The sequence below is a fragment of the uncultured Caballeronia sp. genome (genome assembly GCF_964243625.1).
In the GTDB taxonomy this organism is placed as follows: Bacteria; Pseudomonadota; Gammaproteobacteria; order Burkholderiales; family Burkholderiaceae; genus Caballeronia.
In genome coordinates this window covers 1-5,113 of sequence record NZ_CAXTGZ010000440.1, presented here as the reverse complement: position 1 = coordinate 5,113, position 5,113 = coordinate 1, and the positions used below count along the sequence as shown (strand labels likewise).

General features: G+C 56.4%; 4 protein-coding genes. 3 read left to right on the top strand and 1 reads right to left on the bottom strand.

Features of this window, described 5'->3' with window-relative positions; genetic code table 11:
- Positions 1–63 precede the first annotated feature (63 nt).
- Positions 64–243: a Flp family type IVb pilin gene (locus ACFFAR_RS24065; RefSeq protein ID WP_075357676.1), complete on the bottom strand. Its 180-nt coding sequence runs from the start codon at positions 241–243 to the stop codon at positions 64–66.
- Positions 244–1,183: 940 nt separating this feature from the next.
- Between ACFFAR_RS24065 and ACFFAR_RS24060 the strand changes: the two genes are divergently transcribed.
- The 3 genes from ACFFAR_RS24060 to ACFFAR_RS24050 form a co-directional block, all read left to right on the top strand.
- Complete coding sequence (locus tag ACFFAR_RS24060; protein WP_075357476.1) at positions 1,184–1,954, top strand: hypothetical protein; 771 nt, start codon at positions 1,184–1,186, stop codon at positions 1,952–1,954.
- A 452-nt stretch (positions 1,955–2,406) separates the two neighbouring features.
- Positions 2,407–3,993: a methyl-accepting chemotaxis protein gene (locus ACFFAR_RS24055; RefSeq protein WP_174364407.1), complete on the top strand. Its 1,587-nt coding sequence runs from the start codon at positions 2,407–2,409 to the stop codon at positions 3,991–3,993.
- 170 nt (positions 3,994–4,163) lie between these two features.
- Positions 4,164–5,113: PAS domain S-box protein (locus ACFFAR_RS24050; protein WP_375508591.1), on the top strand; the 950-nt coding region annotated here is incomplete at its 3' end.

Genomic DNA, 5,113 nt, shown 5'->3' with positions numbered 1-5,113 from the left:
ACAATCCGGAGGCGAGTAGGGCGGAGATCCGGCCAGCGGGCAGCCGGATCTCCAACGAGGCGATTAGCTGCCTTGCGCCGAGGTTACTTTGGTGAACAATCCACTGAACATCGAAGTCGTGCTGCTCTTGAATGCAACTGATATGCCGCCGAGAGCGAGCACTACGATGCCTGCCAACACTGCGTATTCCATGGCGCTTACGCCACGCTCGTCGCGAACAAATGCTTTAAAGACCTTGCGCATCTTGTACATCCTTATAACGGTAGGTAGTTGACTCGCCCATTGCGTGCGAGCCGGCCAAGAACTTCCCCACCGTCCCCGCCGACGAATCTCTCCGGACAAGCTCGGAAGGTAGGTGGTGAGCCTATTTACGGCGTGCTTAAAACGAACTTGAGGGGAGCAATGACGCCAAGCGGAAACAACGCTCATCAAACGGTTGGATTAAAGCTGGACAGTCCGTTCGAGCGTTACTTTCTTTTAGCAGTGGCGGGTGCGGCAATCGTTTGCGGCATGTTAAAGAGCAGCGAATCAGTAATTAGTACGGCCGCAGACTAGTTGAAAAAATATTTTCGGGGTCCGTCCATAACAGGGCTCGAGAACGACATTTCCAGCACGACTGCCAGATCGTCGCGCAATCAAGCGAAGCCGGCGTTGGGTGATATTCGCTGCCTGGCTTTTACGTGGTTGCGAATCTCAGCCACCAAATCGCTTGAATAGTGCCGACCGAGGAATGATGAGCGCGGCCGGAGAGGTTCATTCGTTCGCCAGGGCCGCTCCGCTGATTCCGTGTCCTTAATCAGTGGCTAGCGATTTGCCGCATTTGAAAACCCGAGCCGCTAAAGTCCGGAGGCTATAGCGCCGTTAGAGCGGAGAGTTTCGCAATTGCATGTGCCTTTCGGATGTAATAAAGGGAGACTTTTCGTTACGTGATCAGCAGTAGTCCGTTTGCAATGAAATCAGCGAATGCGCCCGTTCGGTAAGCAGATCAGCGCAGGGCCAAAGCGTCTTCGCGCTGTATAGATGTCCGCTATTAGTTCGGTAACCTAATCGATTGGTCGATTTAAAAGATACTTGTGCTTTGTACGTTTGCCTAAAGTTTTCCGGATATGTTCCGTTAATTTATTGTCGATGTGCCTTCGACGACGCCAGCTTGTGCCCTTCTGAAAAACCTAACAATAAACTCATGAAACTGCTCTCAAAGCTCATGTTGCTGACGCTGCCCATACTTGCTGCCTGCGGCGGTGGTGGCGGCGACAGCAAGACCTGCACGACCGACCTTGCCAATCTACAAAAGTCGTGCGTCGCCAACCCTTCACACGCATTGCCTGAAGGTTTCTGGTACGGCTCCGTGAATTCGGCGCAGTCGGTCGCGGCGCAAACCATCGTCCTGGAGTCAGGGCAGTATTACAGCATCTACACGCAGAACGGCTCGTTTATCTGGTTGATCGAGGGCATCATGACCGCGACCGATGGCGCGTTCACTGATTCTGCAACGGTCGGCTTCCATACATTCGGAGCGATTCGCGCCGGCACGTTATCAGGTAATTTCACCGACAAGAGCGCACTCACTGCGACGACGAGTCTTTTCGTCAGTCCGGATACGACAGCCACGAGTTTCAACGGCAACTACAACGCGACGTACGATACACCGATCGCCGTCAGTGACGTTGCACGCACCTGGAGCAGCGGCGCGGGGGTCTCGCCAATCTCCACAATCACGGTGGCCGCAGATGGTACTGCAACGGGTTCGCAAAATGCATGCACGTTTACCGGCAGCTTCAAACCGCGCTCGACTGGCAAACATCTGCTAGACGGTACGCTTAATTTCACGGGTCTGTCGTGCGCTCTCAACAACGAATCGATGCCCGTTGAAGCGACCGTAGTAAATGGGCTGCTCACGGTTGTTGGCGTCACACCGCAACGCGACCAGGCGTTCTTTTTATCTGCTCAGTAAAGTCGATTCGATATCGATGAAATGGCGGAATGCCTGCATTCCGCCATTTTTTTATCCATGACCGCTCGTTGACAACGAAGTTCGCAACCTCACCCGGCCGATTGGTATTGCGGCGTGTGATTCGGCGTTCGCGTCGATCGAAATAACCATTCGATCCGCAAGCTTGCGTCGTAAGCAGCAATTGCCTCCGCATGGGTCGAAGTCACAAGGCAACGCACGCGCTGCCCGCATGGGTGGGGTTACAAGCATCAGGACTTCTGACGCAGATAAATTCGCCAGCAAACGTTTGCATTCGCTGCACAACATTTGTCGACACTAAAGTTGGCGTGGCAGGCCCCGTTAAGTAAAGCAATGTGCAGTACATTCGCTTTCGTTCTCTTGCACGACGAAGGCTGGCCATTAACGTCGCGAGCAGGACTTAATTTCTCGTGACGCACCCAATACACGAAAAAATGACTCTCCAACGTATGCAAGTAAAAACGAAGCTGGCAACCGGCTTCGGCGCGCTCACCGGCGCAGTACTGATCGTTGCGGCATTATCGGTTCAATCGCTCCGTGCATCGAACCAGCGGTTCGAATCCTTTGTGAACGGGATCAACACCCGGGCGAACATTGCGGAAAGAATTCGTACCGCCGTCGACCGGCGAGCGATTGCCGCGCGCAATCTCGTGCTTGTCACCAAGCCTGCTGATCTCGAGATCGAAAAGGCCGCGGTCATCCAGGCTCACGAAGACGTCCAGCACAATCTCCGAAACTTCGACAACTTGGTAGCGGGCGCGAAGGACGTGACGCCCGAAGTGCGTGCACGCGTCGAAGAGATCAATCGGGTTGAATCGTTGTATGGTCCCGTCGCACTTGCCATTGTCGATCTCGCGCTCAAGGGCAGGCATGATGAAGCGATTGCGAAGATGAACGACGAGTGCCGCCCGTTACTCGCAGCGCTTGTCAAGGCAACGCAGGACTATTCCGATATGACAAGTCAGCGCGAAGCAATGCTCGTGCGTGAGTCAGCTCAACACTACGCGATATCGCGCTTGTTGCTGATCGCTGCCTGTGTGGCAGCGGCCCTGTCGGCGGCGATTGCAGGTGCGGTCATCACACGCAGCATCCTGCGCGCTCTGGGTGCCGAGCCCGATACATTGAGCGAGGTGGTGCAGCGGGTTGCAAGCGGTGACCTGAGTGCCGTTGCGGGCGCGGACAAGGCGCCCCCGACAAGCGTGCTTGCTTCAATGAGCACGATGCAAACCAAGCTCGTCGAACTCATCGCCAACGTGCGGGCATCAGCCGACAGCATTGCCACTGGATCGAATCAGATCGCAGCAGGAAACGCGGATCTTTCGACTCGTACTGAAGAACAGGCCGCTTCGCTCGAAGAGACGGCATCGAACGTTGAGGAGCTCACGTCGACGGTTCGGCAGAACGCCGAGCATGCGCACCAGGCACGAGCGCTTTCGTCGACGGCCACTACTGTCGCGCACCAGAGCAATACGGCCGTGAACCGAATGGTTGCGACCATGTCGGAGATCAGCGTGCGCTCGGAAAAGATCGCGGATATTACCGGCATCATCGAAGGTATCGCATTCCAGACGAACATTCTTGCGTTGAATGCAGCCGTCGAAGCCGCCCGCGCTGGAGAAGAGGGGCGTGGTTTCGCCGTCGTGGCAGCGGAAGTACGTTCCTTGGCGCAACGCTCATCCAGCGCGGCAAAGGAGATCAAGGAATTGATCGAGGCGTCGGTGGGCTGCATCTCGGAAGGCTCGTCGCTTGCTGGAGAAGCGGGCATGACCGTGGCGCAGGTACTGATAACGGTCTCGAAGGTCAGCGATATCGTGGGTGAAATCGCAACGGCATCGAACGAGCAAAGCAATGGTATCGAGCAATTGAGCCAGACGATTTCGCAAATGGATCAGGTGACGCAGCAGAACGCCGCCCTGGTCGAAGAAGCGGCGGCGGCATCGCAATCGCTCGATGCCCAAGGCCGTCGGTTGACACAAGCGGTTTCGCTGTTTCGTCTGACTCAGAACACGGCAACGGCGTAGCCCGGTCGGTGCATCGTTGCATGAAGAGTTCTAAAATCAAGACCATGCTGAGTGCTGAACTGTCTGCTAACGTACTTCGAACCGTTTAGCGGGACCAAAGACCCACAATGCAATCACACACGAGCGAGCAAGATTCAAGGAACCATGTGGCCTGTCTTCAAGGCAGCCTCTTGAATGCCGGCGATGACGTCTACCGACGCCTGGTAGAAGGCATAACGGATTACGCAATCTACATGCTGGATGTGGACGGTATGGTCGTCACCTGGAACGCCGGCGCCCAGAAAGCCAAAGGCTACGCAGCGAGCGAAATCGTCGGACGGCACTTCTCCTGCTTCTATTCAGTCGACGAACGGCTCGACGATCTGCCGGGGCGCAATCTCGAAACCGCGCGCACCACAGGCAAGTATGAAGCCGAGGGATGGCGGGTGCGCAAGGACGGCGCCCGTTTCTGGGCGCATGTGGTTATCGACGCGCTGCGCGACCCCAATGGACGTCTGTTCGGTTTTGCGAAGATCACGCGCGACTTCACCGAACAGCGACGCATGCGTGACCACGCCATCGATCACGAACGGCGCTTCCGCTATCTCGTGCAAAGTGTGACCGACTATGCGATCTACATGCTGGATACGGACGGCATCGTGTCCAACTGGAACGCGGGTGCCAAGCGCACGAAGGGCTATTCGGCGGACGAGATCGTTGGCCAGCATTTCAGTTGTTTCTATACGCCCGAGGATCGTGATGCCGGGCTGCCGGCGCGCAGCCTCGCCAAGTCGCTTCACGACGGACGGTTCGAGACTGAAGGTTGGCGAGTGCGCAAGGACGGCACGCGCTTTTGGGCGCACGTCGTGATCGACCCGATTTTTGACGATGATGGTGAGCTCTTCGGCTTCGCGAAGGTGACGCGCGATCGTACGGAAGCGCGTGCGCTTCAGGAGCAGACGCGCGATCACGAGCGGCGCTTTCGCTTGTTGATTGAAGGGGTGACCGACTACGCCATTTACATGCTGGATATCAATGGCATCGTCTCGAACTGGAACGCCGGGGCGCAGCGCGCAAAGGGTTACGTGGCGTCCGAAATCGTGGGCAAGCATTTCTCCTGCTTTTACGATCCGGCCGACCG

Bases quoted from the DNA above. Each gene is read 5' to 3' on its own strand.
- ACFFAR_RS24065 (WP_075357676.1), bottom strand. From the start codon at position 243: ATGCGCAAGGTCTTTAAAGCATTTGTTCGCGACGAGCGTGGCGTAAGC.
- ACFFAR_RS24060 (WP_075357476.1), top strand. From the start codon at position 1,184: ATGAAACTGCTCTCAAAGCTCATGTTGCTGACGCTGCCCATACTTGCT.
- ACFFAR_RS24055 (WP_174364407.1), top strand. From the start codon at position 2,407: ATGACTCTCCAACGTATGCAAGTAAAAACGAAGCTGGCAACCGGCTTC.